Here is a 26,274-nt window from a genome sequence, read left to right as displayed (position 1 = left end):
GGGAGTGATTATCCCGTGTGGCCGGGGGTGCAGATCGTCGTCATCTCGTCGGCGGCCTCGCCGATGGGTTTGAGGTCGGGGGCCTTGTCGGCGTCGATGGACGTGCGGGCGTTCTTGATGCCGGTGTTCATCTTGTCGATGGCCTTGGCGAGGTCGGGGTCGTGCGCGGAGTTGCCGACCTTCTTGAGGCTGGTGTCGATCTCGTCCAGGGCCTTGTTGGCTTCCTGGGGGTCGTCGAGGGCGTTGTCGGCGGCTTTCTGGAGCTTGTCGACGCCGTTGACGACGGCGGTGGCGGTCTTGGCGCAATCCATGGCCTTCTGGACGGCGCCGCAGCCGGAGAGCAGTGGTACGGCGAGGGTGGCGGCGGCCAACGCGGCGAGTGCGGGGGCGGCGGTGCGGCGGAGGTGGGGGCGGGCCATGGGGCGGTTCCTTCCCTTGCGGCGTACGGGCGGCGTACTGGGGCAAGGGGGGAAACGCGGGGTGGCGGGCGGGGGTTGCCAGGGCCGGGCGGGCGGGGGCGAAGATCGGCCAGGGCGGGCGGCGGGGCCGGTTGCGCCGCCCGCGCCGGGCTCAGAGGGTCCGTGCGAGGGCCTCGCGCTGGGTGGTGTCGAGGGTGGCGCAGCCGGTGACGGCGAGGTCGAGGAGGGAGTTGAGTTCGTCGCGGGCGAAGGGCTCGGCCTCGGCGGTGCCCTGGACCTCGACGAAGCGGCCGTCGCCGGTGCAGACGACGTTCATGTCGGTTTCGGCGCGGACGTCTTCCTCGTAGCAGAGGTCGAGGAGCGGGACGCCGCCGACGATGCCGACGCTGACGGCGCTGACGGTGCCGGTGAGGGGCTGGCGGCCGTGCTTGATGAGCTTCTTGCCCTGGGCCCAGCTGATGGAGTCGGCGAGGGCGACGTAGGCGCCGGTGATGGCGGCGGTACGGGTGCCGCCGTCGGCCTGGAGGACGTCGCAGTCCAGGACGATGGTGTTCTCGCCGAGGGCCTTGAAGTCGATGACGGCGCGCAGTGAGCGGCCGATGAGGCGGCTGATCTCGTGGGTGCGTCCGCCGATCTTGCCGCGGACGGATTCGCGGTCGCCGCGGGTGTTGGTGGAGCGGGGCAGCATCGCGTATTCGGCGGTGACCCAGCCTTCGCCGGTGCCCTTGCGCCAGCGGGGTACGCCTTCGGCGACGGAGGCGGTGCAGAAGACTTTGGTGTCGCCGAAGGAGACGAGGACGGAGCCTTCGGCGTGCTTGCTCCAGCCGCGTTCGATGGTGACGGGGCGGAGCTGTTCGGGGGTGCGGCCGTCGATGCGAGACATGGCTCCGACCCTATCGGCTGTACTGAGGGCCTCGTTCCGGTACCGGAACGAGGCCCTCGGTGCGGCCGCGCGTCAGGCGCGGATCACGAGCGGGTGCTCACATCATGTCTTCGATCTCGGCGGCGATGGGGTCGGCGTCGGTGCCGATGACGACCTGGATCGCGGTGCCCATCTTGACGACGCCGTGGGCGCCGGCGGCCTTGAGGGCGGCCTCGTCGACGAGGGAAGCGTCGTTGACCTCGGTGCGGAGACGGGTGATGCAGCCCTCGACCTCTTCGATGTTGTCGAGCCCGCCGAGTCCGGCGACGATCTTCTCAGCCTTGGTGGCCATGTCCACTCCTGCTTGTCTCGGCCGCCGGCGGTTCCGCCGCACGGTTTTCACACGGTAACGCACGTTCAGCCCAACTACGTGGGCGTTTGACCGCTTCCTGGCGAAGGATGGCGGTCATCGCGGTGCGCGCCGAACGCACGCCGATGAATGGTCTACACCACCAGTATGCGGCAAGCGGCGGACCGGTTGCCGCCCGGCCGACGCCGGGAGCACGCGGAGGACGCGGATGACTTCGGACGCATCGGGCGCGGCGGGCGCATCGGGCACGGCGCCGGGGAAGAGGCCGGCGAAGAGCCGGGCGGCGGGGCTCTTCCAGGGGTTGCAGAAGATGGGCCGCAGCCTTCAGTTGCCGATCGCCGTGCTGCCCGCGGCGGGCATTCTCAATCGCCTGGGCCAGCCGGACGTGTTCGGCGACAAGGGGCTGGGCTGGGGGAATGTGGCGAAGGTGTTCGCGGGGGCGGGCGGGGCGCTGCTGGATTCGGGGCTGGGGCTGCCGCTGCTGTTCTGCATCGGTGTGGCGATCGGGATGGCGAAGAAGTCGGACGGGTCGACGGCGCTGGCGGCGGTGGTCGGTTTTCTCGTCTATTTCTCGGTGCTGCACCAATTCCCGGTGGTGTGCCCGCCGGGGCAGGCGTTCACGCAGGCGGGGCTGTGGGGCGGGGTGTGTGTCGACCGGGCGGGGAAGGCGACGCAGGCGACGTTCCAGAATCCGGGGGTTTTCGGCGGCATCGTGATGGGTTTTCTGTCGGCCTGGTTCTGGCAGCGGCTGCACCGGGTGAAGCTGGTGGACTGGCTGGGGTTCTTCAACGGGCGGCGGCTGGTGCCGATCGTGATGGCCTTCGTGGGGCTGGCGTTCGCGGTGGTGTGCCTGGGGGTGTGGGCGCCGATCGGTGACGGTCTGACGAGTTTCAGCGAGTGGCTGTCGGCGCTGGGGTCGTGGGGTGCGGGGATTTTCGGGGTGGCGAACCGTGCGCTGCTGGTGGTGGGTCTGCACCAGTTCCTGAATACGTTCGTGTGGTTCCAGTTCGGCAGTTTCACCAAGCCGGACGGGACGGTGGTGCACGGTGACATCAACCGGTTCCTGGCGGGTGATCCGTCGGCGGGGCAGTTCACCACGGGGTTCTTCCCGATCATGATGTTCGCGCTGCCGGCGGCGGCGCTGGCGATCGCGCACTGCGCGAAGCCGCATCGCCGCAAGGAGGTGGCCGGGATGATGCTGTCGGTGGGGCTGACCTCGTTCGTGACGGGGGTGACCGAGCCGGTGGAGTATTCGTTCCTGTTCATCGCGCCGGTGCTGTACGGGATTCACGCGGTGCTGACGGGTGTGTCGATGGCGGTGTGCTGGGGGCTGGGTGTGCACGACAGCTTCAGTTTCTCGGCGGGGTTGATCGACTACGTCATCAACTGGGGGCTGGCGACGAAACCGTGGCTGATCATTCCGATCGGGTTGTGTTTCGCCGTCGTCTACTACCTCCTCTTCCGTTTCGTGATCACGAAATTCGATCTGGCGACGCCGGGCCGGGAGCCGGCCGAGGTGGGTGACGCGATGGAGCGGGAGAACGTCAAATAGCCCGCGGGGGACGGGCGATGCCCGTCCCACCTGGTCTTTCGTCGTGCGTCGGCCGGCTCTTGGATCCGCGGGTCCGAAGGCCGGCCGACATGTGGTCCACACCACTTGGAAGAATGGATTCCTTTATCTCGGGGCTACGTGCTAAGAATGGTCTAAACCACCAGTGGTGTAGACCAAGGCGTAGACCAACAGCGGGCCGTCCCCACATTCCGCGGCCCGCCTCACCAGGAGGAATCCGATGAGCACGGCCACCGCCGCGAAGGCGGCCCCCGCGAAGAAGCGGGGCTCCGGCCTTTTCCAGGGCCTGCAGAAGATCGGCCGCAGCCTCCAGCTGCCGATCGCCGTCCTGCCCGCAGCGGGCATCCTCAACCGTCTCGGCCAGCCGGACGTGTTCGGCGAAAAGGGACTGCACTGGATCGCGGTCAGCAAGGTCTTCGCCGCCGCCGGCGGTGCGGTCTTCGACAATCTGCCGCTGCTGTTCTGCATAGGCGTCGCCATCGGCTTCGCGAAGAAGGCCGACGGCTCCACGGCACTCGCCGCCCTGGTCGGATTCCTGGTCTACAACAACGTCCTCAAGGCGTTCCCGGTCAAGGACGGGCACATCGAGGACGGCAAGTGGGTCGAGCCGGTCGTCAACAACCCCGGTGTCCTCGGCGGCATCGTGATCGGTCTGCTCGCCGCGGTCCTGTGGCAGCGCTACCACCGCAAGAAGCTGGTGGACTGGCTGGGCTTCTTCAACGGCCGCCGGCTCGTCCCGATCATCATGGCCTTCGTCGGCACCACGGTCGGTGTGCTGTTCCTGCTGGTCTGGGAGCCCGTCGGCAACGCCATCTCCAGCTTCGGCGAGTGGATGACGGGCCTGGGCGCCGCCGGCGCCGGCCTCTTCGGCCTGATCAACCGCGGGCTGCTGCCGATCGGTATGCACCAGTTCGTCAACGTCGTGTCGTGGTTCCAGCTCGGTGACTACACCGACGCCACGGGCAAGGTCGTGCACGGCGACATCGGCCGCTTCTTCGCCGGCGACCCGACCGCCGGGCAGTTCATGTCCGGCTTCTTCCCGATCATGATGTTCGGTCTGCCGGCCGCCGCTCTGGCCATCGCGCACTGCGCCCGCCCGGAGCGCCGCAAGGCCGTCCTGGGCATGATGGTCTCGCTCGCGCTGACCTCGTTCGTCTGCGGTATCACCGAGCCGATCGAGTTCTCGTTCATGTTCATCGCGCCGGTGCTGTACGCGATCCACGCGGTGCTGACCGCCGTCTCGATGGCCGTCACCTGGGCGCTCGGCGTGCACGACGGCTTCACCTTCTCCGCCGGCTTCATCGACTACGTGCTGAACTGGCACCTGGCGAGCAAGCCGTGGCTGATCATCCCGATCGGCCTGGCCTTCGGTGTCGTCTACTACCTGCTGTTCCGCTTCGCGATCACCAGGTTCAACCTCACCACCCCGGGCCGCGAGCCCGAGGAGGAGATCGAGGACCTGACCAAGGCGTAGCCGGCCGGTCCGCAGCGCACCGGGAGGGCCCCGGAACCGTCACCGCGGTTCCGGGGCCCTTCCATGTGCCTGTGTACCTGTGTGCCCGGGGGCCGGTGCGCGCCCGTACAGGGCACCGGGCCGCGCGGCGGTCAGATCTCGTACGCCACGCCGGCCCGGGCGACCTCGACCGGCCCGTCGTAGACCTTCTGGGCGTCGCGGACGCTGATGTCCGGGTCGGTCCACGGCGGGATGTGGGTGAGCACCAGCCGGCCGGCGCCGGCCCGCTGGGCGTGCTCGCCGGCCTCCCGGCCGTTGAGGTGGAGGTCGGGGATGTCCTCCTTGCCGTGCGTGAAGGACGCCTCGCACAGGAAGAAGTCGGTGCCCTCGGCGAGGCTGTCCAGCGCGTCGCAGGGGCCGGTGTCGCCGGAGTACGTGAGCGAGCGGCCGCCGTGTTCGATGCGGAAGCCGTACGCCTCGACGGGGTGGCGGACCAGTTCGGTACGGATGGTGAACGGGCCGATGGCGACGGTGCCCGGGGTCAGCGTGCGGAAGTCGAAGACCTCGCTCATCGCCTTGTCGTGCGGCAGGTCGGCGTGCGCGTCGGTCAGCCGGCGCTCGGTGCCGGCCGGGCCGTAGATCGGCATCGGCGCGCAACGGCCGCCGTCCGGGCGGTAGTAGCGGACGACGAAGTAGCCGCACAGGTCGATGCAGTGGTCGGCGTGCAGGTGCGACAGGAGTACGGCGTCCAGGTCGTAGAGACCGCAGTGGCGCTGCAGCTCGCCGAGGGCGCCGTTGCCCATGTCGAGGAGCAGCCTGAAGCCGTCGGCCTCCAGGAGGTAGCTCGAACAGGGCGATTCCGTGGAGGGGAACGACCCCGAGCATCCGACGACGGTGAGCTTCATGCGGGCGTGAACCTCCGTGGGCGGGGCGGCGGGCCCATATGGGTCGTCCCGGCGGGTCCTTACCGGGTTCTGCCGGGTCCTTGGCGGTCTGTGCGGTGCCCACGAGCGTAAGGCGCGAAAGGTCCTGTGGCGCCGTTGGTGGGGCGAGCTGTGGGCGGAATCACCAGTCCGGGGGGCGGCTGTGGCGCCCGGCTGCCGCCGGGTGGCACCCCGCCCCCTGGAGTGGCCTACGCCCAGAGCTGGCCGTGCAGCGTCGCGATCGCCGCTTCCGTCGACTCGGCCGTGTAGACGCCGGTCGAAAGGTACTTCCAGCCGCCGTCCGCGACGACGAAGACGATGTCGGCGGACTCGCCGGCCCGCACCGCCTTCCGGCCGACGCCGATGGCGGCGTGCAGGGCCGCGCCGGTGGAGATGCCGGCGAAGATGCCTTCCGTGGCGAGGAGTTCGCGGGTGCGGCGGACCGCGTCCTCGGAGCCGACGGAGAAGCGGGTGGTGAGCACGGACTCGTCGTAGAGCTCGGGGATGAAGCCCTCGTCGAGGTTGCGCAGGCCGTAGACGACGTCGTCGTAGCGGGGTTCGGCGGCGACGATCTGCACACCGGGGACGTGCTCGCGCAGATAGCGGCCGACGCCCATCAGGGTGCCGGTGGTGCCGAGGCCGGCCACGAAGTGGGTGACGGAGGGGAGGTCGGCGAGGATCTCGGGGCCGGTGGTGGCGTAGTGGGCACCGGCGTTGTCGGGATTCCCGTACTGGTAGAGCATCACCCAGTCGGGGTGCTCGGCGGCGAGTTCCTTGGCGACCCGTACGGCGGTGTTGGAGCCGCCGGCCGCAGGCGAGGAGATGATCTCGGCGCCCCACATGGCGAGCAGTTCGCGCCGTTCCGAGGAGGTGTTCTCGGGCATCACGCAGACGATGCGGTAGCCCTTGAGCTTGGCCGCCATGGCGAGCGAGATGCCGGTGTTGCCGCTGGTGGGCTCCAGGATCGTGCAGCCGGGGGTGAGCCGGCCGTCCTTCTCGGCCTGCTCGATCATGTGGAGCGCGGGCCGGTCCTTGACGGAGCCCGTGGGGTTGCGGTCCTCCAGCTTCGCCCAGATGCGGACGTCGTCGGAGGGTGAGAGGCGCGGGAGGCGGACGAGAGGGGTGTTCCCGACCGCCGCCAGCGGGGAGTCGTACCGCACCGTCAGACCATTCCGCCGGCTACCGCCGGGAGGATCGTGACACTGTCGCCGTCGGCCAGCTCGGTGGAGATGCCCTGGAGGAAGCGCACGTCCTCGTCGTTGAGGTAGACGTTCACGAAGCGGCGCAGCTCGCCGCTCTCGTCGACCAGGCGCTCGCGGATCCCGGAGTGCCGGCCGTCCAGGTCCTTGAAGAGTTCGTCGAGAGTGGCACCGCTGCCCTCGACGGCTTTCCGGCTGTCGGTGTAGGTGCGCAGGATGGTCGGGATTCGGACCTCGATGGCCATGGGACTGCTCCTGTCGGAGTGCGGTGGCGGGATGCGGGACGTGCGCTGCGTGCGGTGCGCCCGGCCGCGCGGCGGCCGGACGGGGGTGCGGGGTGCGCCGGGTGGCGCGGGACCCGCGCGGGGGCGGGTGCGGCGGGGCGCCGCGGGCTGCGGGCGCCTTCGGCGGCGGCCGGGCGCCGGGGGCCCGGGGGCCGGGTCAGCCGGCGGCGCGGCGCGTACAGATGGCGCTGGAGAGGCGGCACAGGTCGACGTGCAGCCGTGCGGCTCCGCAGCCGAAGGCGCCCAGGAGGGCGGATGCGGAGCGGCGCGTGGCGAGCGGGGCATGCGTCAGCATGCCCGGCCTCTGCTCGCTCGCTATACCCGCTACGCCCACGGTCCGGTCAACCATGCGGTCATCGTAGCCATTCCCGGTCCGGGTACTGGAACCTCGTCCCATGATGCGGACGTTTGCTGTACGCCAGGTGGGACGCGGGTCCCGCGGGGCCGTCCGGGCGCACCGCGCCGGGGGGTGAACCCCCAGGTCACGCCCGTCGTCCGGCCCCGGCATGAGGTCGGCCACGGCTCAGGCGTACGCCTCGACGATCTCGACCTCTTCCTCGGTGACCTCGCCGTCCACGATGCGGAACGAGCGGAACTGGAAGGGCCCGGCGTCGTCGGTATCGGCGGTGGAGACGAGGACGTAGTGCGCGCCGGGCTCGTTGGCGTAGGAGATGTCCGTGCGCGAGGGGTATGCCTCGGTGGCGGTGTGCGAGTGGTAGATGATGACCGGTTCCTCGTCCAGGTCGTCCATCTCGCGGTAGAGCTTGAGCAGGTCGGCGGAGTCGAACTCGTAGAAGGTGGGCGAGCGGGCCGCGTTCAGCATCGGGACGAACCGCTCGGGGCGCCCGCTGCCGGCCGGGCCCGCGACCACGCCGCACGCCTCGTCGGGGTGGTCCTGGCGGGCGTGCTCGACGATCCGGTCGTGGAGGGCCTTGGTGAGGGTCAGCATGCGGCCAAGAATAAGCAGAGGGCCCGTACGTACCGAAGGGTGGTACGTACGGGCCCGAATGCTGGACAGGCGGGCGGTGCGGGCCCGGCCCGGCCGCGGGGTTACTTCTCGGAGGCCCCCACCTCGGCGGCGCCGCGGCGCTTGATGGCGAGGTAGCCCACGCCCATGATGACCGCCCACAGGGGAGCCGCGTAGAGCGAGATCCGGGCGTCCGGGTCGATGCCCATCATCACGATCACCATGCCGATGAAGGCCAGCGCGAAGATCGAGGTGTAGGGGGCGCCGGGGGCCTTGAACTCGGACTGCGGCAGTTCACCGCGGTTCGCCTTGGCCCGGTAGCGCAGCTGCGAGAGCAGGATGACGATCCACGCCCACATACCGGAGATGGTGGCGAAGGAGACGACGTAGTTGAACGCGTCGCCGGGCCACTGGTAGTTGATGTAGACGCCGAACAGCATCAGCGCGACCGAGATGCCGGTGCCCCAGGTGGGCAGGCCGGTCTTGCTGAGCCGGGTGAAGATCTTGGGGCCCTGGCCGTTGAGCGCCAGGTCGCGCAGCATCCGGCCGGTGGAGTACATACCGGAGTTGGCCGAGGACAGTGCCGCGGTCAGCACGACGAAGTTGACGATGCCCGCGCCGGCCGGCAGGCCGATCTGCTGGAAGGCGGCGACGAACGGGCTGACGCCCGGCTTGAAGGCCGTCCAGCTGACGACGGACAGGATGATGATGAGTGCGCCGATGTAGAAGAGGCCGATCCGCCACGGCACGGTGTTGATGGCCCTGGGGAGCACCTTCTTCGGCTCGTTCGCCTCGCCCGCGGTGACGCCGACGAGTTCGACGGCGAGGAAGGCGAACATCACGATCTGGAGCGTCATCAGCGTGCCGCCGATGCCCTTGGGGAAGAAGCCGCCGTGGCTCCACAGGAGACTGAACGACGCGGTGTCGCCGGCCTTGGAGAAGCCGAGGGTGATGACGCCGAGGCCGATCAGGATCATGCCGATGATCGCGGTGACCTTGACCATCGAGAACCAGAATTCCAGTTCACCGAAGATCTTGACCGAGATGAGGTTGATGCCGAAGAGCGCGACGGTGAAGACCAGCGCCGACACCCACTGCGGTATGCCCTTGTCCCAGTACTGGACATAGGTGGCCGCGGCGGTCACTTCCGTGATGCCGGTGACGACCCAGAAGAGCCAGTACGTCCAGCCGGTCACGAAGCCGATGAAGGGGCCGAGGAATTCCCGGCCGTATTCGGAGAACGAACCGGAGACCGGCCGGTACATCAGCAGTTCGCCCAGCGCCCGCATGATGAAGAAGATGACCAGGCCGACGATGGCGTAGGCCAGGATGATGCTCGGTCCGGCTTTCGAGATCGCTTTGCCCGCCCCGAGGAACAGACCGGTTCCGATGGCGCCGCCAATGGCGATCATCTGGATCTGGCGATTGCCCAGACCCCGCTGGTAGCCCTCTTCAGGGGCGTTGCCAGCGGCCTCGTTGCCGTCGTGATGCTTGTCGACCTGCACAGAGGTCATGAGTGGTGCGCCTTTCTCCATTCCGACCCGGTCTGTCCGGATCGGGTCCCGATCCCCCCGGATGGAGTTCCTGTACGCCGACGGTCGGCCGGCTCAGCGCTCCCGCAGCGACAGGGGTGGCGTCGCTGACGGCAGGTCGAGAACATTTATCACGACCTGCCGGAGATCGCCCAGAGAGAAAGTGGGCAGGGTCACAGCGAAATCCGGACAAACTTCGGAAGCAGCAGCACACCACATGGGTGCGGTGACGCGATCGTTATCCGGATTTGAGGCTCCGCTGAGCGAACACCTGGTGGGCAATCGCGGTGGTACGCCCGGATTTCCTCCCGGATATCATCCGGTGAGCGCTTCGACCAGGGTCTCCTGGAGTCCGCCGAGCCAGAGGTAGGCCAGCACCATCGGCTTGCGCGGATCACTGTCCGGAAGCCGCAGCAGCTCGCCGCCGTCGTCCTCGTCGGTGACCTCCAGCCGCGTGCCGATGGCCAGCCGGAGGTCGTTGAGCCCGCCGAGCCACTGCCGGCACTCCTCGGGCTTCAGCCGCAGCACGGCGCCGCCCTTCCCGGAGCCCAGCGCGTCCAGCGCGCGGATCAGCGCGAGGGCGTCCTCCCGCTTGCGGGCCCGCAGGTCGTTCTCCGTGTAGCGGCGGAACTCGGCGGAGGCGGCGCGGACATCGTCGTCGGGGACCAGGTCCGGACCGCCGTACGCGTCGGGGAAGAGGCGCGCCAGGACCGGGTCGGCGGGCGGCTCGCTGGGGCCGTCGCTGAAGATCGACGCCAGCAGGTCGTCGCTGTCGTCGCCGTCGGCGGGCTCCGCGCCCGGGCCGACCAGCTCCAGGAGCTGCACGGCGAGGCTGCGCAGGATGGAGATCTCGACCTCGTCGAGCGGTACGGCGGCGCCGCCGTCGGGCAGCGGCTCGAACTGGCCGGTCATGCGCGGTCCTGTTGGAGGGTCGCCCACAGGCCGTAGCCGTGCATGGCCTGCACGTCGCGCTCCATTTCCTCGCGGGTGCCGCTGGAGACGATCGCGCGGCCTTTGTGATGGACGTCGAGCATCAGCTGGTGCGCCTTGTCCTTGGAGTAGCCGAAGTACGACTGGAAGACGTACGAGACGTAGCTCATGAGGTTCACGGGGTCGTTGTGAACGATCGTGACCCACAGGACGTCGGGCTCCGGCACCTCGAAGGGTGCCTCGCTCGACTCGGGACGCTCGATCTCGACCGGAACACTGAGGGTGCAGCGGTGCGGCCGGGGAGTGATCGTGGGTGACGGGTGGGCGCTCACAGGGCCCATGCTGCCACCAGGGGGCGGGTGGTGCACAAATGCCCCCCGTGCGGGCCGCGTCGGCGCGGCGCACCGGCCGCGGTCCGGCCCGCGACCCCACTATCGTCAGAGTGACGAGTAATGGGGGTAGCATCATCTCCATGCCGCCTCTCCGGGGGCTGTGACGACTGCGGCCGCCGCCGCGGGCTGCCGGACCGCAGCCGGTGCCCGGCACGGCGCGCAGGGAGAGAATTGCGAGGGATGCCGAAGTGAACACAGCAGACCTGGGACTGCCGGTGGCCGTGCCGTCGACTGCGCTCTTCACCGACCAGTACGAACTCACCATGCTCCAGGCCGCGTTGCGGTCCGGGAGCGCCCACCGCCGGTCGGTCTTCGAGGTCTTCACCCGGCGGCTCCCCGAGGGCCGCCGCTACGGCGTGGTGGCGGGGACCGGGCGGGTGCTCGACGCGGTGGAGAACTTCCGCTTCGACGAGACCATCCTCGGCTTCCTGCGCGAGCGCGGCATCCTCGACGAGCAGACGCTCAAGTGGCTGGCCGAGTACCGCTTCCGCGGCGACATCTGGGGCTACCCGGAGGGCGAGGTCTACTTCCCCGGCTCGCCGATCATGCGTGTCGAGGGCACCTTCGCCGAGGCGGTCGTGCTGGAGACGGTGATCCTCTCGATCCTCAACCACGACTCGGCGGTGGCCGCGGCGGCCTCCCGGATGGCGGTGGCGGCCGGCGACCGGCCGCTGATGGAGATGGGCGCCCGGCGCACCCACGAGCTGTCGGCGGTGGCCGCGGCCCGCGCCGCGTACGTCGGCGGCTTCCACGTCACCTCGGACCTGGCGGCCGGCTTCCGCTACAACATCCCCACGGTCGGCACCAGCGCGCACGCCTTCACCCTGCTGCACGACAGCGAGCGGGACGCCTTCACCGCGCAGGTCGACACCCTCGGCAGCGGCACCACGCTGCTGGTGGACACCTTCGACGTGACCGAGGCGGTGCGCGCCGCGGTCGAGGTGGCCGGCACCGGCCTGGGGGCCGTACGGATCGACTCCGGCGACCTGCTGCTGATCGCGCACCGGGTGCGCCAGCAGCTGGACGAGCTGGGCGCGACCAGCACCAGGATCGTGGTCACCAGCGACCTGGACGAGTACGCCATCGCCTCGCTCGCCGCGGCGCCGGTGGACGCGTACGGGGTCGGCACCCAGCTGGTGACCGGCAGCGGGCACCCGACCTGCTCGATGGTCTACAAGCTGGTGGCCCGCGCGGACACCGAGAAGCCGGGCGCCCCGCTGCGGCCGGTGGCGAAGAAGTCGATGGGCGCCAAGTCCTCGGTCGGCGGGCGCAAGTGGGCGGCGCGCCGGCTCGACGAGGCCGGGGTGGCCGAGGCCGAGGTGATCGGCACCGGTCCGGTGCCGGCCGGGCTGGCCGACCGGCAGCTCCAGGTGCCGCTGGTCAGCGGCGGCAAGGTGGTGGCCCGGGAGCCGCTGGACGCCGCCCGGGACCGGCACATCGCGGCCCGCGCCGGGCTGCCGCTGTCGGCGACCCAGCTCTCGCGCGGGGAGCCGGTGCTCGCCACCGAGTTCCACTGAGCGGCTCCGCGTACGCACCGGGGGAAGCCCCGCGCCCGCGCGGGGCCGCCGGGCCCTCCCCGACAGCGCCCGCAGTGGCTACCCTCGGTCACACCACTCCTCTGCACTCCCCCGCACCCCTCCGCACGCAAAAAATCCAGCGCCTCTCGATCCGAGCCGGAAGGCACGCACCATGCACCGGGCACTCATCGTCGTCGACGTACAGAACGACTTCTGCGAGGGCGGCAGCCTCGCGGTGGCGGGGGGTGCGGATGTCGCGGCGGCCATCACCGATCTGATCGGCCAGGCGGCCGGCGGCTGCTACCGCCACGTGGTGGCCACCCGCGACCACCACATCGACCCCGGCGGCCACTTCTCCGACCACCCCGACTTCCGGGACTCCTGGCCGGCGCACTGCGTCGCGGGCACCGAGGGCAGCGGCTTCCACCCGAACTTCGCCCCGGCCATCGCCTCCGGGGCGATCGACGCGGTGTTCTCGAAGGGTGAGTACGCGGCCGCGTACAGCGGTTTCGAGGGCGCCGACGAGAACGGCACCCCGCTCGCGGACTGGCTGCGCGAGCGCGGCGTCACCGAGGTGGACGTGGTCGGTATCGCCACCGATCACTGCGTACGGGCCACCGCGCTGGACGCGCTCGCCGCCGGGCTGCGCACCCATGTGCTGCTGGACCTGACGGCCGGAGTGGCCGCCGGGACCACCGAGCGGGCGCTGGAAGAGCTCCGCGCGGCGGGCGCGGAGCTCAGCGGCAAGCCGGTGGTCCTCGGCGGCTGACCGGCAGAGCGGCCGGGCAGCCCCCGTCAGGCGCCCGCGGCCTGGCGGGCGGCGGGCCGCAGCAGCGCCCGTATCGGGTGCCAGGACTCCGTCTCGTCCTCCGGCGCCTCGCGCCAGACCAGGCCGTCCGGGTGGTGCAGGACGGCGGTGATCTCGTCCGGTGTCGGCGGCTCGCTGTTACCGCGCAGGTAGACCGCCCGCAGACCGAGGTTGCGCAGCCTGGTCAGGGCGCGCTGGCGGTTCACGGCGTGCACCAGGACCCGGATACGGCAGCCGCCGTCGTAGGGTCCGCAGAGCGGGCCGTGGTCCGGTCTGGGCAGTGAAAGGGCGACCACCACGCTTCCTCCTGGAAGCCTGATGAAGCCGCCTCTGGTCATCGTCATATCTCCCCCGTGAGACTCGGCGTCAACAAGAGAACTGTAGGACGCATCTAAACGTGAGTCGACCACCGCCCGCTAGGGGGTATCGGCCGGTAGGGCCCTGACCTGCGATTTTTATTTTTCATTTACCTACGGGGCTCATATGGGCGTTATCACCGAGCCGCCTCTCGACCTTCCCGCCGATCACGATCCGGGGGCCGGTGTCAGGAACGGGCGGCCCGGCGGCGGAGGGATCCGCCCGTCGCCGGGGAGGGTCCACCCGGCGACGGGGCCGGCCGACGCCGCCGTCCACCCGCATGCCGCTTCGGTACGCGGAGGCGCCGGCGGCGGAACCGGAGCATCCGGTCCCAACTCCCCTCTACGGCACCCCACTTGATCAACCGCCTTACCCAGCCCGCGTGTTACGGATATCGGACACCGCGCACCGGAAAATTTTTCCCCGATCCGGGCGGAGCCGGGGGCCCTTCGGCAGCCGAGGTATATGCCCGCCGGGCATGCGCCCCCGCCCTCAACAGGCAGGACGTCTTTGGGGGGTTCTTGTCGGGCAAACCTGCAACGAGCCCGTGCGCCCCCTGTGCTTCCGACCCGTGGGTAAGGTCACGCTTACCTGGCGTTCCGCTCGGGCAGAAGGGACCGTAGGCTCGTCCGATGGCGCGCCCTTGAGCCGACCCCCCTGCCGACCCTCCGAGGACGGATTCCGCCATGCCTCGTCCGACTGCCACCCAGCTCGTCTACGGTTCGGCCACCGTCTTTCTCTCCACCCTCGCGATGCTGCTGCTCTCCCAGACGCAGACCGGGATCGGGGTCGCGGTCATTGCCATCGCCGGGCTGGGGCTCGGGCTGCTGGTCGCGATGACGGTCCCGATGCCCGGCATGTCACGGGTGGTCCGCCGGCACACCGCCCGCGTCAAGTCCCCCGCCGCGCCCGCCCCGTTGACGGCGGTACCGGCCCCGGCCGAGCGCTTCGCGCCGCCGCGTCCGCGCGCCGGGGCCCGGGTCGGCGAGCACTCCCGCTGACCCGGCGCCGGCGCCCGCTCAGTCCGTGGCCACCACCACGGTCCGGGCCGCCTTGTCGTGCAGGCACTGCTGGTACGGCTTGTCCCAGGTGCACCACAGGACGTTGACCAGCCAGAAGACGAAGCCGCAGCACGGCACGATCTCCGGCAGGGTGTAGACGGCGGCCCGGGTCCAGCCGGCCTGCGTGGTCGGCACCGACCCGTTGGAGAGCATCGCGACCCGGATCTTCATCGCCATCTTGCCGACGGTCTGCCCACGGCTCGTCAGCATCAGCCCCTCGTAGACCAGGTACACCAGCATCGTCACACCGGACACCGTCGCCTGCTTGCTGGTCTCGACGTTGTTGGTGCTGAAGTAGTCCACCCAGCCGACGATCGCGTTCATGATCAGGGAGACCGGTACGCCGATGATGATCGCGTCGATGATGCGGGCGAGCAGCCGCTTGCCGCGGTTCGCCAGCGGCGGCATCCCGGCCAGCGGATCGGCCCCGTACTCCCCCGCGCCGTAGGGGCCGCCACCGTAGGACGGCGGGGGGCCACCGGGCGGGGGCGGCGGGCCACCGGGAGGCGGACCCCCCGGGGGCGGACCGCCGGGGGGTGGGGTTCCGCCCGGGGGTGGCGGGGTGCCGGGCGGGGGTGGGGCGCCGCCCTCGCCGCCCGGTCCGGCGCCCTGCGCGGAGCCGTTGCGCGGTGCGCCGTTGGACGGGGCGCCGCCCGCCGGGGGCTCCGACGGCTTCTTCAGGAACGGCTCGTCCTCCGGCGGTTCACCGGGGCCGGGCCGGGGCTGGTCGGTACTCATGGCCCGAGTCGACCCCCTGCGGACGGCCGCCGCATCCGGCGACGTCCGTTCGGCGGAGCCGGGCCGCCGGGCCGGGTGACAGGGTGACGGTCAGTCGGATCCCGGCCGGTCGGCGACGAAGGTACGGGCGAACTTGTCGTGCCAGCACTGCCGCCACGGCTGGTCGAACAGGCACCAGAGGACATTGACCACGCCGACGCCCAGCACCCCGAGCACGCCGTAGGACAACCAGCGCTTGATCGCCTGGCCCAGCTCCGGGGTGTCGTGGCTCTCGATGTCCAACACCCGTACGCCGCACAGCTTCTTGCCCAGCGTGCGGCCCCACTTGAGGGTCGGCAGGATCTCCAGGAGACCGCCGCCGATCAGGAAAACGGCCAGGATCGTGAGGAAGACCGGGGCGGTGGTGCCGTCGACCAGATACACCGTCACCGTCTGGCCGGACTGCTTGGCCGCCTCGACCTTGGCGTCGATGTGGTCGGTGACCGTGGACCACATGGGCAGCGCCACCGCCAGGGTGAGCACCGCCAGCACCAGGGTGTCGACGAGCCGGGCCGCGAACCGGCGGCCGAGGGGCGCCGGGTGGCCCTGCTGCGCCTGCGCGGCGGCGAAGAAGACGTCGGCGGTCGGCGGCTTCCAGGGGATGACCCCGTCGTCGCCGGGGGCACCGGTACCGCCCGGAGCACCGGCACCGCCCTGCGGCGGGAAGCCGGGGGACGGCGCCGCCGGGGACTGCTGGGCGGGCGGCTGCTGGGCGGGCGGCTGCTGGGCCGGGGTCCGGTCGGGGGTACCGACGGACGGCAGGGACTGGGGCGTACCGCCGCCGGGCGGGGCGGAGTTGGACCGGCCGTTGGACGGGAGCCGGAAGGCCATCGTCTCGCTCTTGGGGGCGGGCTTGCCGCCGGCGTCCGGCCGTACGGCGCGGAACGCGGTGGTGCCCTGGTCGCCGGACGGCTTGCCGCCGCCGGGCCGCACCGCGCGGATGGCGGTGGTGCCCTGGTCGCCGGAGCGGGGGCGGGCCCCCGGGTTGACGGCGCGGATGGCGACCGTCCCGTCGGCGGGGGCGTCGGGTGCGCGCGGGGCGTCCGGGGCCGGGTCGGCGGACGGCGGGGTGCCGGGGCCGTCACCGGACGCGCCCTCGCCGGTGTCGGACCCGCGCTGCGGCGGGAGGGTGCCCCAGGAGGCGCCGCCGGACGGCGTCCCGGCCGGGGCCTGGTCGGGCGAGCCCCAGGAGACCCGGCCGTCCTCGCCGAAGCCGCTCTGCCGGGAGGCGTCGGCGTGCCAGGAGGCGGCCGGTTCCGGGCCGGAGCCGTGCAGCCGGGCCGGTTCGTCCCAGGCGGCGCCGGGGGCCTCGACCTCGCCGCGGGGGCGCACCACCGGGGTCGCGGCGCCGCTCGCCGGGTCCGCCTCGTCCAGGAAGACCGGGCCGGTCTCCTCGACGGAGGCCGGGGTCATGCCGGGCGGCGGTGCGGGCATCGCCTCGCCGTCGACGGGGGCGGGGCGGCTGGTGCCCGGCACCCATGCGGCACCGTTCCAGTACCGGATGTAGCCGGGGATGGACGGGTCCGGGTAGAAGCCTGGCGTGGGGCTGCCGCCGGCGGATCCTGAGGTAGGGGCGCTCATGTCCGAAGTCCCGTATCTGTTCTCGGCCTGGTGGGTGTCGGGGTGCAGTCTGCCGCAACGCGGCGTCCACATCTATCAGACCCCGGGTCGCACGGGTGCTCGTGCCCTGTCCGACCACCTGGAAGAGACCCCGGAAAAAAGTTGTACGAAGTCGTGTAAGGGTCCGGCGCCCACCGCCTCTCTCCTGTGGCGGGCCCGCTCACGGGTCGCGCACAGGGAGTTGGAGAGAGGCGGAACCCATGCACACCGTGGTGGAACGAGAACTGGAACTGGGAATGGTGCTGTCGCCGGAGCGGACCATTCCGGTACCCGCGCGGCTGACCTACCGGACGGACGACCCCTATGCCGTCCACGTCACCTTCCATGTCGGCTCGGACTCGCCCGTCAACTGGACGTTCGCCCGCGAACTGCTCGTCGAGGGCGTCTTCCGGCCGTCCGGCGAGGGCGACGTACGGGTCTGGCCGACGAAGCTGGACGGCCGCAGCCTGGTCTGCATGGCGCTGGCCTCGCCGGACGGCGACGCGCTGCTGGAGGCGCCGGCCGCGGCGGTCTCGGCGTGGCTGGAGCGCACCCTGCGGATCGTGCCGCCGGGCTCCGAGCACGCACACCTGGGCATCGACGAAGGGCTGAGCGAACTGCTCGCGCTGGCCTCCCGGGACGACGCCCGGCCGGACACACCGTGGCCGTCGGACGAGTCCCCGGAGCCGGGGGCGTGAGGAGGTGCCGGTCCGCGCCTTACGCCCCCGTTCACGCGCCTTACGCCCCCGTTCAGTCGCCGCGGTACGCCTCCAGCAGGCGCAGCCACACCTCGCTGATCGTCGGGTAGGCGGGCACCGCGTGCCAGAGGCGTTCGATGGGGACCTCCCCGGCGACCGCGATGGTGGCGGAGTGCAGCAGTTCACCGACGCCGGGCCCGACGAAGGTGGCCCCGAGCAGCACCTCGCGGCTCAGGTCGACGACCATCCGGGCCCGGCCGCGGTACCCCTCGGCGTACAGGGACGCGCCGGCCACCGCGCCGAGGTCCTGGTCGACGACGCGGATGCGGTACCCGGCGCGTTCCGCCTCGGCGGCGCTCATGCCCACCGCGGCGGCCTCGGGGTCGCTGAAGACGACCTGCGGGACGGCGTCGGTGTCGGCGGTGGCGGAGTGCGCGCCCCAGCGGTCGGTCTCCAGGAGGGGGACGCCGCGGGCGCGCGCGGCGATCGCGGCGCCGGCGATCCGGGCCTGGTACTTGCCCTGATGAGTGAGCAGAGCGCGGTGGTTGACGTCGCCGACGCCGTAGAGCCAGCCGTCGCCGACCGCCTTGACCCGGCAGCTGTCGTCGACGTCCAGCCAGCTGCCGGGCGCCAGTCCGACGGTCTCCAGCCCCAGGTCGTCGGTGCGCGGGGCCCGGCCCGTGGCGATCAGCAGCTCGTCGGCGACGATCTCGGCCTCCTCCCCGCCGTCCAGGACGACGGTGACCGGCCCGCCCGGCGCCTCCCGCCGGACCTCGCGCACCTCGACTCCCGTACGGAGGAACACCCCCGCCTCGGCCAGCGATTCGGCGACCAGGTGCCCGGCGAACGGCTCCATGCGGGGCAGCAGCCCGTCACCGCGGACCAGCAGCGTCACGGAGGATCCGAGCGCCCGCCAGGCGGTCGCCATCTCGACGCCGACCACTCCGCCGCCGACGATCACCAGCCGGCCCGGGACGCTCTGCGCGCTGGTGGCGTCGCGGCTGACCCAGGGCTTCGCCTCGGCCAGACCGGGGATACCGGGCAGCAGCGGGCGGCTGCCGGTGCACACCGCGACCGCGTGCCGGGCCGTGAGCGTCCGCCCGCCGTCGACGGTCACCCGGCGCGGCCCGGCCAGCCGTCCGTGGCCGCGGACGAGGTCGACGCCGACCGAGTCCAGCCAGCGCACCTGCCCGTCGTCCTTCCAGTACGAGGCGTACGCGTCGCGGTGGGCGAGCACCGCGGGCGGGTCCAGCGGCCCGCCGACCGCCTCGTCCAGGCCGGGGACCCGGCGCGCCTCGGAGCGGGCGGTGACCGGGCGGAGCAGTGCCTTGCTGGGCATGCAGGCCCAGTAGGAGCATTCGCCGCCGACCAGTTCGCTCTCCACGAGGACCGCGCTCAGCCCGGCGGCGTGCACCCGGTCGGCGACGTTCTCGCCGGTGGGCCCGCCGCCCAGCACGATCACGTCGTAGCACTCGTCATCGGTCCCGACGGCCCGGTCCGGCCCCGTCGCTTCGCTCGCTGCCATCGGCGCTCGCTCCCCTGCTGGGCATGAGGTGGGCCGGGGCGCGCTGCCCCGAAACCCTGTCCCGCCATCCTCTGCCCACGGCGCGCTCAGCGCATCCGGCGGTCGATCGCTTCCTTCGCCTCGGCGAGCCCGGCGCCGGTGATCTCCCGGTACACCTTGATCGCCTGGATCTGCTTGCCCTCCGCCAGCAGCTCGTCGAGCTGCGCCATACGGGGGTCCTGAGGCTGCTCCACACCGGCCTGGGCGAGCAGGAGGTCCACCTTCGCCTCCAGCCGCGCGAGGCGCTGCTCCAGCGGCTTGTTACGACTGGGGGTAACGGTGGAGCCGATCACGGCGGCGGCGAGAATGAAGATGGCTATGGAGGTGAAGGTGGTGTCCATGACGAGAATCTTATGGGCCGGAACGGCCACGCAGTTGACCTCAGGCGGTCAGCTCCCCCGCCTTTACGGCGGCAACGAAGGACGACCAGCCGGCCACCGGAACCACCAGCACGGGACCGCCCGGATCCTTCGAGTCACGGACGGGGACGACGCCGGGGAAACCGGGGGCTACCTCGATGCAGTTGCCGCCGTTGTCGTCGCTGTAGCTGCTCTTGGTCCAGGTCGCCGCGCTGAGTTCGTGCCTGTCCATGATGCCCGTACCCTTCCATCACGTCGCTGATCAGAGCGGCGGACTCGCGGGCTGACGGAGCGTCCGCCCTGAGCACATCATAGGTCTGGACGTGGCGGGCGTAGACGGCCGGATCGTCGTTGAAATGGCCACTGTCGAGGGACTCCGAGTAGACCCACCGGCGTCCGTCGGGCAGCTCGATCAACGACATCGAACCCCTGGGCCTGACAAGTCCGATGACGCCCGCTGAGGCCACCTGGATACGGATGTTGGGGCGTTGGCCGATGCTCAGCAGATGGGCGCACTGGTCACGCATGATCTCCGGACTCCCTACCCCGTTGCGTAGGCAACTCTCGTCCAGGACAGCGACGTACAGCGGACCGTCGTCTGCAAAGAACCGCTGCTGTCGGCTCAGTCGGGCTCGGACACGCTCCTCGACCTCATCCGCACTCGTAGGACGACGACTGAACAGCGCATGCGCGTATTCCGGCGTCTGCAACAAACCTGGGATGACCCGCTCTTGGTACTCCCGTAGCGCCACCGCCACAGCGTCCATCTCAGCCCGGCGCTTGAACCAATCAGGGTGCGTGACCTCCGGATACCAGTCGATCCGCCCCCACAGCTTCTTCAACACCCCACCCGTGCCCAGCAGTTCATCGCACTTCTCGGCGGAGGTCTCGTGCGGGACCCGCGTACCCCGCTCGACCCTCGCCACCTGGGACCGGTCACACGGAATCTTCCTCGCCAGTTCCTCCTGGGTGAGGCCCGCCGCCTCCCTGAAGTGCTTCAACACCTCCCCGAACACGGCGGCGTTGGTGGCTGCCGTTCCCCCTGTGGCGTTGCGTCGGCTCACGCCTCCCCCTTTGTGACAGTCGATGAGTGGCACGCGTCGGGCATTGCCCCGGGGTACTCCGCAGAGCAACGCTGTACCTACCCAACGTAACGGGCGCAGGGCGGAGCCATCCGCCATTCGCAGAAGACCCCCGCGACCGTGCGACCGGTCCGGGGGCGTGGCCATCAACTTCAACGGAGTTGACAACGTGATGCACCGTATCTCGATCCTGCTCCTGCCGCTGCTGTGGCTGTTACTTCCGGCCTCCGGGCGGCACCGGGCTCCCACCCCGCCGCCCCGCGCCGCGCACCGCAAGGGCGCACCGACGGCACGCGCGCTGCCCACTGTGGCCTTCCATCCGCCCGTACTTCTGCGGAGCGCGGAGAGCCCCCTCCTCCGGCCGTACATCCTCACCGAGAAGGAGCGCCGGGAACGGCGGTTGCGGCGCGGGCGGCGCCGCGCCCTGTGGCTGGCCGTGCACGGTGTCGACATCGAACTACGCCACACCCCCGGAGCGGAGGTATACGCCGCATGACGGGCCACACCAACGACACGGCGCGGCTGCTCCCCTGGGCGAGTCCGGACGGTAAGCCGTGCATCCTCCTCCCCGGCGACGGGACCGGGTACGTCTCCCGCCTCGCCGACCGGGTGGAGAGGGAGCAGCTCGGCTCGGCCGCCGTACTCATCGCGGAAGCGCGGAAGGTTCTGCACGGGCGGGCCTGGACGTCCGGTGAACTGCACCTGCTGGCCGTCGAGTTGACCGAGTCGCTGCACACCGTGCACCGGGTCGCGGAGAGCCGCGGCGCGCGGCTGCCGGTAGCCGACGGCGAGGACGAGGACGAGGACGACGGCCGCGAGGACGACGACCGGATCGACGGCGACGCGGACGGCGGCGACATGCCGCGCGCCATCCCGAACCCCGGTGCACCGGCCACTCGGTGAACCGGTGTGGCGCCCCCCGACGGGAAACAGCGCGGCGACGGCACGGCAGCCGCGTGCCGACCCCGTCCCGCCCCGTCCGCCCTCGTATGCGGGGTGCCGCCTCCGGGCGGTGAGGGGCGCCACAGCAGCCGACCGCCCCGTCGGACTACGGCTTGTCCAGGGGAACCTGGTAGGAACTGGTCCGGTAGCGGCTGCGGAATTCGGCCAGCAGCTCATCGGTCGCTTCGGCCCCGGCGCTCACCGCGGCATGGACGTCACGGAAGTAGTTCTCGTAGCCGGCGGGAGTGTAGAGGCACAGGGCGCGTGCGAGGACCGAGCCCGCATTGCGGAAGCCGTGCGGGGTCCCACGGGTCGCGGCGAGCAGGTCTCCGGGGCCGGCCGTCACCTCGCCGTCCCCGGTGTGGAGCGTCAACTCGCCTTCGAGGACGTAGAAGTACTCGTCGTGTCCCTCGTGCACGTGCGGTCTGGCACCGATCACTCCAGGGGCGAGACTGAACTCCTCGAAGGCGAAGTGCCCGCCCGTGTGCTCGCCGGTCAACCGGAAGAAGTGCGCGACACCGGCGACGTCTATGAGTTCACCGTCCCGGGGGCGGCGCAGCAGCGGGCGGGCGGGATCTCGGGACTGATCATCGGCCATGGGGGCATTGTGGCCCAGGGCGGTACCGGACGGCCGGGAGAGCCACCGAGGGTGATCAACGGCATCCCCTGACATCGGCGGACCGGCGTGCCGCCGGGGGACCCGCCCACTTGGGACACCGCCTCCCGCTCCGGCTACTCGCCGGTGACGCCGTCGGCGAGCTCCCGCGCGATGTCGAGGTGCCCGACGTGCCGTGCGTACTCCTGGAGCAGATGGAACAGCACCCAGATCAGCGTCGGCCGCTCCTCCTCGGGCGGGACCCGGCCCCCGAGAGTGGCCATCCGGTCCTCCAGTCGCGCGCCGGCGACGATCGCGCGGGACCGCTCGCACTGGGCGCGGAAGAACGCCGTCACGTCCTCGGCGGTCTCACCCGCCTCGACACGCCATCTGCCGCCACGGGCTTCCATGTCGCCCCACGGCTGTTCGACCTTCTGGCCGGCGAAGCCCCACTGGAGCCAGCGCAGCTCCACATAGGCCAGATGCTTCAGCAGCTCCAGCGGTGCCCAGCCGGACGGCAGCCGGCTGTCCCGCAGTTCCTTGTCGGTCATGCCGTCCAGCTTGCGCAGCGCGGCGTCACGGTAGAAATCCAGATAGCCCGCCAGCAACTCGGCCGGGCTGGTGAGCGTGACATCGGGTTCCGCCGGGGGCTCGGCTTCAGCAGTCATGGAAGGTGATGTTAAGCGGGGCCCTGCGGGCAGGCCACCCACCTCACCGCAAAACGGACCCGCCCTCGACCACCGGTCGACGATGCGAGCGGGGCAACGGTGCGAGCGAGCCGCTAGAACATCTTCCCCGGGTTCAGGATGCCCAGCGGGTCGAAGACCTGCTTGATGCCGCGGTGCAACGCGATGCCGTCGGGGCCCAGTTCGCGGGCGAGCCAGTCCTTCTTGAGGACGCCCACGCCGTGTTCGCCGGTGATGGTGCCGCCCAGGCGGAGGCCGAGGGCCATGATCTCGTCGAAGGACTCGCGGGCGCGCCGTTCCTCGTCGGGGTCGGCGGGGTCGAAGCAGACCAGGGGGTGGGTGTTGCCGTCGCCGGCGTGGGCGCAGACGCCGATGGTCAGGTCGTACTTCTCGGCGATGGCGGTGGTGCCGTCGAGCATGGCGGCGAGCCGGGAGCGCGGTACGCAGACGTCGTCGATGAGCATGGCGGGCCTGATGCGCTCCAGGGCGGGGAAGGCCAGCCGCCGTGCCTGGAGGAGGAGTTCGGACTCGGCGGCGCCCTCGGCGGGGACGACCTGGGTGGCGCCGGCCGCCTCGCACAGGGCGCCGACGGCGGCGAGGTCGGCGGCCGGGTCGGGGGTGTCGAAGGCGGCCAGCAGCAGCACCTCGGTGGTCTCCGGCAGCCCCATCTGCGCCATGGCGTTGACCGCGCGGATGCTGGTGCGGTCCATCAGCTCCAGGAGGGAGGGGGTGTGGCCGCCGGCCATGATGGCGCAGACCGCCTCGCCGGCGGCGGACACGGAGGCGAACTCGGCGACCAGGGCGAGTTGTTGGGGCGGGGTGGGCTTCAGGGCCAGGGTGGCGCGGACGACGACGCCGAGGCTGCCCTCGGAGCCGACGAAGAGGCGGGTGAGGTCGTAGCCGGCGACGCCCTTGGCGGTGCGGCGGCCGGTGGTGATCAGCCGGCCGTCGGCGAGGACGACGTCCAGGCCGAGGACGTACTCGGCGGTGACCCCGTACTTCACGCAGCACAGGCCGCCCGCCGCGGTGCCGATGTTGCCGCCGATGGTGCACGTCTCCCAGCTGGAGGGGTCCGGCGGGTAGTACAGGCCGTGCTCGGCCACGGCGCGGGAGAGGACGGCGTTGATCACGCCGGGCTCGACGACCGCTATCCGGTCGACGGGGTTGATCTCCAGGATGCGGTCCATCTTGACCAGCGAGAGGACGATGCAGCCGTCGGTGGCGTTGGCGGCGCCGGAGACACCGGTGCGGGCGCCCTGGGGGACGACCGGGACGCGCAGCGCGGTCGCGGTGCGCATCACGTGCTGGACCTGTTCGACGGTGCGCGGCAGGACGACGGCGGCGGGGGTGCCGGCCGCGCAGAAGTTGGCCGTGTCCCGGGCGTAGGAGCCGGTGACGTCGGGGTCGGTGAGCAGGGCTCCGTCGGGGAGACCGGCGCGCAGTCGTTCGATGAGGTCCATGGCTTCACCTTCGCACCCGTGGGCCGTACACGGAAGATCGTGTACGGCCCACCGGATGGCGGTGATCAACAGCGGTGATCAGAGGTTGCCGCGCCGGTCCTGCTCGCGCTCGATGGCCTCGAAGAGGGCCTTGAAGTTGCCCTTGCCGAAGCCGAGGGAGCCGTGCCGCTCGATCATCTCGAAGAAGACGGTCGGGCGGTCCTGGACCGGCTTGGTGAAGATCTGCAGCAGGTAGCCGTCCTCGTCGCGGTCGGCGAGGATCCTCAGCTCGCGCAGCTCGTCGAGGGGGACGCGGGTGTCGCCGACCCACTCGCCGAGGGTGTCGTAGTACGAGTCGGGGACGTCGAGGAACTCCACGCCCGCCGCGCGCATCTGACGGACCGTCGCGACGATGTCGTTGGTGGCCAGTGCGATGTGCTGGACGCCGGGGCCGCCGTAGAACTCCAGGTACTCGTCGATCTGCGACTTCTTCTTGGCGATGGCCGGCTCGTTGATCGGGAACTTGACCTTCTTGGTGCCGTCCGCGACGACCTTGGACATCAGGGCGGAGTACTCGGTGGCGATGTCGTCGCCGACGAACTCCTTCATATTGGTGAAGCCCATGACCTTGTTGTAAAAGGCGACCCACTCGTTCATCCGGCCGAGTTCGACGTTGCCGACGCAGTGGTCGATGGCCTGGAAGAAGCGCTTCGCCGGAGCGGCGACGATCGGGGCGGCCGCCACATAGCCCGGCAGGTACGGGCCGTCGTAGCCGGAGCGCTCGACAAGGGTGTGCCGGGTCTGGCCGTAGGTGGCGATGGCGGCCCGGACGACGGTGCCGTGCTCGTCCGTGGTCTCGTACGGCTCCGTAAGGCCCGTCGCGCCGTGCTCGACGGCGTAGGCGTACGCGGCGCGGGCGTCCGGCACCTCGATGGCGAGGTCGACGACGCCGTCGCCGTGCGCCGCCACATGGTCGGCGAGGAAGCGGCCCCAGTCGGTGGTGGGCTTGACGACGGAGGTGAACACGAACCGGGCGCCGCCGGATTCGAGCACGTAACTGGCCGTCTCCCGGCTGCCGTTCTCCGGTCCGCGGTAGGCGACGCGCTTCATGCCGAAGGCGGTGGAGTAGTAGTGCGCGGCCTGCTTGGCGTTGCCGACGGCGAAGACGACCGCGTCCATCCCCTTGACCGGGAAGGGGTCCGCCTGCCGGGCCGTGCGGGGGGTGATGGGCTGGGTGTGCATCGTGGTGTCTGCCATGGCCGCAGAGTCCCGCCGATCCGCAAGGTGCGCAATAGTTTGTGTATCCGCTGGGCATTCTGTATAGCAGACTGGTGGTGACACCGGGCGTTCTGTACATCATGACCATCGAAATCGGAGGCTGCGGCCATGGCGATCGATCATTTGGACGGGGCCCTGCTGGAGCTGCTGGCCCGGGAGCCGCGGATCGGCGTCCTGGAGGCGTCCCGGCGGCTGGGGGTGGCCCGCGGGACGGTGCAGGCGCGGCTGGACCGCCTTCAGTCGAATGGAGTGATCAGGGGCTTCGGGCCGGACGTGGACCCGGCGGCGCTGGGCTATCCGGTGACCGCGTTCGCGACGCTGGAGATCAAGCAGGGCCAGGGCAGTGCCATCCGGGCGCACTTGGCGACCGTGCCGGAAGTGCTGGAGCTGCATACAACGACGGGACACGGGGACATGTTGTGCAGGCTCGTCGCGCGGTCGAACGCCGATCTGCAGCGGGTGATCGACCGGGTTGTGGGCTTTGATGGCATCGTGCGGGCTTCGACGGCGATTGTGATGGAAAATCCCGTTCCGCTGCGGATCATCCCGCTGGTGCAGCAGGCCGCGGGGGACTGACCGGCGGCGGGCGGGCCGGACCGGGCGAGCGACCG

The 26,274-nt window shown here is 70.9% G+C and carries 31 protein-coding genes; 9 read left to right on the top strand and 22 right to left on the bottom strand.

The genetic code is table 11. The annotated features are described in order from the left end of the window. Positions 1-8: 8 nt before the first annotated feature. The 3 genes from GR130_RS04980 to GR130_RS04970 all read right to left on the bottom strand — a co-directional run bounded on the left by GR130_RS04980 (position 9) and on the right by GR130_RS04970 (position 1,639). The gene (locus GR130_RS04980) at positions 9-419 is read right to left on the bottom strand and encodes a hypothetical protein (RefSeq protein ID WP_159503570.1); all 411 of its coding nucleotides are present in this window, start codon (positions 417-419) and stop codon (positions 9-11) included. A 151-nt stretch (positions 420-570) separates the two neighbouring features. Further along, the gene (gene rph / locus GR130_RS04975; RefSeq protein ID WP_159503569.1) at positions 571-1,302 is read right to left on the bottom strand and encodes a ribonuclease PH; all 732 of its coding nucleotides are present in this window, start codon (positions 1,300-1,302) and stop codon (positions 571-573) included. A 97-nt stretch (positions 1,303-1,399) separates the two neighbouring features. After that, positions 1,400-1,639 carry a glucose PTS transporter subunit EIIB gene (locus GR130_RS04970; RefSeq protein WP_078487387.1) on the bottom strand — a complete coding sequence of 80 codons (240 nt, stop codon included), beginning with the start codon at positions 1,637-1,639 and terminating at the stop codon, positions 1,400-1,402. A gap of 220 nt (positions 1,640-1,859) precedes the next feature. Here GR130_RS04970 and GR130_RS04965 point away from each other — a divergent pair, with 220 nt between their 5' ends. Together GR130_RS04965 and GR130_RS04960 are read left to right on the top strand one after the other, a co-directional pair. Then, positions 1,860-3,203, top strand: a complete 1,344-nt coding sequence (locus GR130_RS04965) for a PTS transporter subunit EIIC (protein WP_159503568.1) — start codon at positions 1,860-1,862, stop codon at positions 3,201-3,203. Between the two features lie 238 nt (positions 3,204-3,441). Continuing rightward, positions 3,442-4,695 carry a PTS transporter subunit EIIC gene (locus GR130_RS04960; protein ID WP_159503567.1) on the top strand — a complete coding sequence of 418 codons (1,254 nt, stop codon included), beginning with the start codon at positions 3,442-3,444 and terminating at the stop codon, positions 4,693-4,695. Between the two features lie 131 nt (positions 4,696-4,826). On the opposite strand, the gene GR130_RS04955 is transcribed toward GR130_RS04960, so the two are convergent. The 8 genes from GR130_RS04955 to clpS all read right to left on the bottom strand — a co-directional run bounded on the left by GR130_RS04955 (position 4,827) and on the right by clpS (position 10,841). Continuing rightward, positions 4,827-5,579 carry an MBL fold metallo-hydrolase gene (locus GR130_RS04955; protein ID WP_159503566.1) on the bottom strand — a complete coding sequence of 251 codons (753 nt, stop codon included), beginning with the start codon at positions 5,577-5,579 and terminating at the stop codon, positions 4,827-4,829. 227 nt (positions 5,580-5,806) lie between these two features. After that, positions 5,807-6,757 (bottom strand): PLP-dependent cysteine synthase family protein, encoded by a 951-nt coding sequence (locus GR130_RS04950; protein WP_159503565.1) that lies wholly within the window; start codon positions 6,755-6,757, stop codon positions 5,807-5,809. A 2-nt stretch (positions 6,758-6,759) separates the two neighbouring features. Next, on the bottom strand, positions 6,760-7,041 hold the full coding sequence (locus tag GR130_RS04945; protein ID WP_159503564.1) for a MoaD/ThiS family protein: 282 nt from the start codon (positions 7,039-7,041) through the stop codon (positions 6,760-6,762). Positions 7,042-7,237: 196 nt separating this feature from the next. After that, positions 7,238-7,429 (bottom strand): putative leader peptide, encoded by a 192-nt coding sequence (locus GR130_RS04940; RefSeq protein ID WP_201305268.1) that lies wholly within the window; start codon positions 7,427-7,429, stop codon positions 7,238-7,240. Positions 7,430-7,603: 174 nt separating this feature from the next. After that, a complete protein-coding gene (locus tag GR130_RS04935; protein WP_159503562.1) occupies positions 7,604-8,029 on the bottom strand; it encodes a Mov34/MPN/PAD-1 family protein in 426 nt (141 codons plus the stop codon). 101 nt (positions 8,030-8,130) lie between these two features. Beyond that, positions 8,131-9,561, bottom strand: a complete 1,431-nt coding sequence (locus GR130_RS04930) for an amino acid permease (protein ID WP_159503561.1) — start codon at positions 9,559-9,561, stop codon at positions 8,131-8,133. A gap of 333 nt (positions 9,562-9,894) precedes the next feature. Further along, the gene (locus tag GR130_RS04925) at positions 9,895-10,491 is read right to left on the bottom strand and encodes a DUF2017 domain-containing protein (protein WP_159503560.1); all 597 of its coding nucleotides are present in this window, start codon (positions 10,489-10,491) and stop codon (positions 9,895-9,897) included. Beyond that, entirely contained in the window at positions 10,488-10,841 is a 354-nt protein-coding gene (gene clpS, locus GR130_RS04920) for an ATP-dependent Clp protease adapter ClpS (protein ID WP_159503559.1), read from the bottom strand. Before clpS ends, GR130_RS04925 begins: the two co-directional genes overlap by 4 nt. A gap of 248 nt (positions 10,842-11,089) precedes the next feature. Here clpS and GR130_RS04915 point away from each other — a divergent pair, with 248 nt between their 5' ends. Both GR130_RS04915 and GR130_RS04910 read left to right on the top strand, forming a co-directional pair. Further along, positions 11,090-12,418 carry a nicotinate phosphoribosyltransferase gene (locus tag GR130_RS04915; RefSeq protein ID WP_159503558.1) on the top strand — a complete coding sequence of 443 codons (1,329 nt, stop codon included), beginning with the start codon at positions 11,090-11,092 and terminating at the stop codon, positions 12,416-12,418. Positions 12,419-12,590: 172 nt separating this feature from the next. Next, positions 12,591-13,187, top strand: coding sequence for an isochorismatase family protein (locus GR130_RS04910; RefSeq protein WP_159503557.1), 597 nt, complete (start codon positions 12,591-12,593; stop codon positions 13,185-13,187). A gap of 26 nt (positions 13,188-13,213) precedes the next feature. On the opposite strand, the gene GR130_RS04905 is transcribed toward GR130_RS04910, so the two are convergent. Further along, the gene (locus tag GR130_RS04905; protein ID WP_328707589.1) at positions 13,214-13,564 is read right to left on the bottom strand and encodes a hypothetical protein; all 351 of its coding nucleotides are present in this window, start codon (positions 13,562-13,564) and stop codon (positions 13,214-13,216) included. Positions 13,565-14,269: 705 nt separating this feature from the next. Here GR130_RS04905 and GR130_RS04900 point away from each other — a divergent pair. Beyond that, complete coding sequence (locus GR130_RS04900) at positions 14,270-14,584, top strand: hypothetical protein (protein WP_159503555.1); 315 nt, start codon at positions 14,270-14,272, stop codon at positions 14,582-14,584. An 18-nt stretch (positions 14,585-14,602) separates the two neighbouring features. Here GR130_RS04900 and GR130_RS04895 read toward each other — a convergent pair whose 3' ends face one another. Together GR130_RS04895 and GR130_RS04890 are read right to left on the bottom strand one after the other, a co-directional pair. Continuing rightward, positions 14,603-15,382: an RDD family protein gene (locus GR130_RS04895; RefSeq protein ID WP_159503554.1), complete on the bottom strand. Its 780-nt coding sequence runs from the start codon at positions 15,380-15,382 to the stop codon at positions 14,603-14,605. Positions 15,383-15,472: 90 nt separating this feature from the next. Next, positions 15,473-17,002 (bottom strand): RDD family protein, encoded by a 1,530-nt coding sequence (locus GR130_RS04890; RefSeq protein WP_159503553.1) that lies wholly within the window; start codon positions 17,000-17,002, stop codon positions 15,473-15,475. Positions 17,003-17,241: 239 nt separating this feature from the next. Between GR130_RS04890 and GR130_RS04885 the strand changes: the two genes are divergently transcribed. Then, on the top strand, positions 17,242-17,718 hold the full coding sequence (locus tag GR130_RS04885; protein WP_159503552.1) for an SsgA family sporulation/cell division regulator: 477 nt from the start codon (positions 17,242-17,244) through the stop codon (positions 17,716-17,718). A 52-nt stretch (positions 17,719-17,770) separates the two neighbouring features. On the opposite strand, the gene GR130_RS04880 is transcribed toward GR130_RS04885, so the two are convergent. The 4 genes from GR130_RS04880 to GR130_RS04870 all read right to left on the bottom strand — a co-directional run bounded on the left by GR130_RS04880 (position 17,771) and on the right by GR130_RS04870 (position 20,705). Then, the gene (locus GR130_RS04880) at positions 17,771-19,243 is read right to left on the bottom strand and encodes a dihydrolipoyl dehydrogenase family protein (protein WP_159503551.1); all 1,473 of its coding nucleotides are present in this window, start codon (positions 19,241-19,243) and stop codon (positions 17,771-17,773) included. Positions 19,244-19,329: 86 nt separating this feature from the next. After that, the gene (locus tag GR130_RS04875) at positions 19,330-19,623 is read right to left on the bottom strand and encodes a ribosomal protein L7/L12 (RefSeq protein WP_159503550.1); all 294 of its coding nucleotides are present in this window, start codon (positions 19,621-19,623) and stop codon (positions 19,330-19,332) included. A 40-nt stretch (positions 19,624-19,663) separates the two neighbouring features. Next, complete coding sequence (locus GR130_RS40235; RefSeq protein ID WP_236573910.1) at positions 19,664-19,801, bottom strand: DUF397 domain-containing protein; 138 nt, start codon at positions 19,799-19,801, stop codon at positions 19,664-19,666. Next, positions 19,758-20,705: a helix-turn-helix domain-containing protein gene (locus tag GR130_RS04870; RefSeq protein ID WP_236572801.1), complete on the bottom strand. Its 948-nt coding sequence runs from the start codon at positions 20,703-20,705 to the stop codon at positions 19,758-19,760. Before GR130_RS04870 ends, GR130_RS40235 begins: the two co-directional genes overlap by 44 nt. 187 nt (positions 20,706-20,892) lie before the next feature. Here GR130_RS04870 and GR130_RS40230 point away from each other — a divergent pair, with 187 nt between their 5' ends. Together GR130_RS40230 and GR130_RS04860 are read left to right on the top strand one after the other, a co-directional pair. Further along, entirely contained in the window at positions 20,893-21,219 is a 327-nt protein-coding gene (locus GR130_RS40230; protein WP_443043576.1) for a hypothetical protein, read from the top strand. Then, a complete protein-coding gene (locus tag GR130_RS04860) occupies positions 21,216-21,626 on the top strand; it encodes a hypothetical protein (RefSeq protein ID WP_159503548.1) in 411 nt (136 codons plus the stop codon). Before GR130_RS40230 ends, GR130_RS04860 begins: the two co-directional genes overlap by 4 nt. A 145-nt stretch (positions 21,627-21,771) precedes the next feature. Here the strand turns inward: GR130_RS04860 and GR130_RS04855 are convergent, their stop codons facing one another. From GR130_RS04855 to hppD, 4 genes are all read right to left on the bottom strand, one after another. After that, positions 21,772-22,263 carry a cupin domain-containing protein gene (locus tag GR130_RS04855; protein ID WP_159503547.1) on the bottom strand — a complete coding sequence of 164 codons (492 nt, stop codon included), beginning with the start codon at positions 22,261-22,263 and terminating at the stop codon, positions 21,772-21,774. Positions 22,264-22,397: 134 nt separating this feature from the next. After that, a complete protein-coding gene (locus GR130_RS04850) occupies positions 22,398-22,928 on the bottom strand; it encodes a DinB family protein (RefSeq protein ID WP_201304796.1) in 531 nt (176 codons plus the stop codon). A 113-nt stretch (positions 22,929-23,041) separates the two neighbouring features. After that, positions 23,042-24,406 carry an FAD-binding oxidoreductase gene (locus GR130_RS04845; RefSeq protein ID WP_159503546.1) on the bottom strand — a complete coding sequence of 455 codons (1,365 nt, stop codon included), beginning with the start codon at positions 24,404-24,406 and terminating at the stop codon, positions 23,042-23,044. A gap of 78 nt (positions 24,407-24,484) precedes the next feature. Next, positions 24,485-25,642, bottom strand: a complete 1,158-nt coding sequence (gene hppD, locus GR130_RS04840) for a 4-hydroxyphenylpyruvate dioxygenase (RefSeq protein ID WP_159503545.1) — start codon at positions 25,640-25,642, stop codon at positions 24,485-24,487. A gap of 129 nt (positions 25,643-25,771) precedes the next feature. Here hppD and GR130_RS04835 point away from each other — a divergent pair, with 129 nt between their 5' ends. After that, positions 25,772-26,239 (top strand): Lrp/AsnC family transcriptional regulator, encoded by a 468-nt coding sequence (locus GR130_RS04835; protein ID WP_043264532.1) that lies wholly within the window; start codon positions 25,772-25,774, stop codon positions 26,237-26,239. The last annotated feature ends 35 nt before the right edge of the window (positions 26,240-26,274 follow it).

This window comes from Streptomyces sp. GS7 (assembly GCF_009834125.1).
GTDB lineage: Bacteria > Actinomycetota > Actinomycetes > Streptomycetales > Streptomycetaceae > Streptomyces.
Note: the sequence above shows the minus strand (reverse complement) of the source record. Positions and strands in the feature narration are given on the sequence as shown.

What these genes read in the sequence shown, in the direction of transcription:
- GR130_RS04980 (WP_159503570.1), bottom strand. Translation starts at nt 419, where the DNA reads ATGGCCCGCCCCCACCTCCGCCGCACCGCCGCCCCCGCACTCGCCGCG.
- rph (WP_159503569.1), bottom strand. Translation starts at nt 1,302, where the DNA reads ATGTCTCGCATCGACGGCCGCACCCCCGAACAGCTCCGCCCCGTCACC.
- GR130_RS04965 (WP_159503568.1), top strand. Translation starts at nt 1,860, where the DNA reads ATGACTTCGGACGCATCGGGCGCGGCGGGCGCATCGGGCACGGCGCCG.
- GR130_RS04960 (WP_159503567.1), top strand. Translation starts at nt 3,442, where the DNA reads ATGAGCACGGCCACCGCCGCGAAGGCGGCCCCCGCGAAGAAGCGGGGC.
- GR130_RS04955 (WP_159503566.1), bottom strand. Translation starts at nt 5,579, where the DNA reads ATGAAGCTCACCGTCGTCGGATGCTCGGGGTCGTTCCCCTCCACGGAA.
- GR130_RS04945 (WP_159503564.1), bottom strand. Translation starts at nt 7,041, where the DNA reads ATGGCCATCGAGGTCCGAATCCCGACCATCCTGCGCACCTACACCGAC.
- GR130_RS04940 (WP_201305268.1), bottom strand. Translation starts at nt 7,429, where the DNA reads ATGGTTGACCGGACCGTGGGCGTAGCGGGTATAGCGAGCGAGCAGAGG.
- GR130_RS04935 (WP_159503562.1), bottom strand. Translation starts at nt 8,029, where the DNA reads ATGCTGACCCTCACCAAGGCCCTCCACGACCGGATCGTCGAGCACGCC.
- GR130_RS04930 (WP_159503561.1), bottom strand. Translation starts at nt 9,561, where the DNA reads ATGACCTCTGTGCAGGTCGACAAGCATCACGACGGCAACGAGGCCGCT.
- GR130_RS04925 (WP_159503560.1), bottom strand. Translation starts at nt 10,491, where the DNA reads ATGACCGGCCAGTTCGAGCCGCTGCCCGACGGCGGCGCCGCCGTACCG.
- GR130_RS04910 (WP_159503557.1), top strand. Translation starts at nt 12,591, where the DNA reads ATGCACCGGGCACTCATCGTCGTCGACGTACAGAACGACTTCTGCGAG.
- GR130_RS04905 (WP_328707589.1), bottom strand. Translation starts at nt 13,564, where the DNA reads ATGACCAGAGGCGGCTTCATCAGGCTTCCAGGAGGAAGCGTGGTGGTC.
- GR130_RS04900 (WP_159503555.1), top strand. Translation starts at nt 14,270, where the DNA reads ATGCCTCGTCCGACTGCCACCCAGCTCGTCTACGGTTCGGCCACCGTC.
- GR130_RS04895 (WP_159503554.1), bottom strand. Translation starts at nt 15,382, where the DNA reads ATGAGTACCGACCAGCCCCGGCCCGGCCCCGGTGAACCGCCGGAGGAC.
- GR130_RS04890 (WP_159503553.1), bottom strand. Translation starts at nt 17,002, where the DNA reads ATGAGCGCCCCTACCTCAGGATCCGCCGGCGGCAGCCCCACGCCAGGC.
- GR130_RS04885 (WP_159503552.1), top strand. Translation starts at nt 17,242, where the DNA reads ATGCACACCGTGGTGGAACGAGAACTGGAACTGGGAATGGTGCTGTCG.
- GR130_RS04880 (WP_159503551.1), bottom strand. Translation starts at nt 19,243, where the DNA reads ATGGCAGCGAGCGAAGCGACGGGGCCGGACCGGGCCGTCGGGACCGAT.
- GR130_RS04875 (WP_159503550.1), bottom strand. Translation starts at nt 19,623, where the DNA reads ATGGACACCACCTTCACCTCCATAGCCATCTTCATTCTCGCCGCCGCC.
- GR130_RS04860 (WP_159503548.1), top strand. Translation starts at nt 21,216, where the DNA reads ATGACGGGCCACACCAACGACACGGCGCGGCTGCTCCCCTGGGCGAGT.
- GR130_RS04855 (WP_159503547.1), bottom strand. Translation starts at nt 22,263, where the DNA reads ATGGCCGATGATCAGTCCCGAGATCCCGCCCGCCCGCTGCTGCGCCGC.
- GR130_RS04850 (WP_201304796.1), bottom strand. Translation starts at nt 22,928, where the DNA reads ATGACTGCTGAAGCCGAGCCCCCGGCGGAACCCGATGTCACGCTCACC.
- GR130_RS04845 (WP_159503546.1), bottom strand. Translation starts at nt 24,406, where the DNA reads ATGGACCTCATCGAACGACTGCGCGCCGGTCTCCCCGACGGAGCCCTG.
- hppD (WP_159503545.1), bottom strand. Translation starts at nt 25,642, where the DNA reads ATGGCAGACACCACGATGCACACCCAGCCCATCACCCCCCGCACGGCC.
- GR130_RS04835 (WP_043264532.1), top strand. Translation starts at nt 25,772, where the DNA reads ATGGCGATCGATCATTTGGACGGGGCCCTGCTGGAGCTGCTGGCCCGG.